The following is a 341-nucleotide window of genomic DNA, read 5'->3' as shown; positions in this document are numbered from 1 at the left end:
GACGCCGCCAACCAGCTCTTATGCTATTGCTACGAAGGCAATCTGCTAGCGTTAGCGCAGGCGCTGGAGCGGTTGTCGCTACTTTGGCCTGACGGTAAATTAACATTGCCTCGTGTGGAGCAAGCCGTTAACGATGCCGCGCACTTTACCCCGTTTCACTGGGTGGACGCGCTGCTGATGGGCAAAAGCAAACGCGCGCTGCATATTCTGCAACAGCTCCGTCTTGAAGGCAGTGAACCCGTTATTTTGTTACGTACTCTGCAGCGGGAATTATTACTGCTGGTGAACCTGAAACGGCAGTCGGCCCATACCCCATTACGGGCATTGTTTGACAAACATCG

The 341-nt window shown here is 53.7% G+C and carries 1 protein-coding gene; it reads left to right on the top strand.

Annotated features, from left to right (window positions below; translation table 11 throughout):
- On the top strand, positions 1–341 hold a 341-nt coding region (gene holA / locus FDX22_RS22575; RefSeq protein WP_146717805.1), incomplete at both ends, for a DNA polymerase III subunit delta.

Source organism: Citrobacter sp. TBCS-14 (assembly GCF_005280805.1).
GTDB classification, from domain to species: domain Bacteria; phylum Pseudomonadota; class Gammaproteobacteria; order Enterobacterales; family Enterobacteriaceae; genus Citrobacter; species Citrobacter gillenii.
This window is presented reverse-complemented; position numbering and strand designations above follow the sequence as displayed.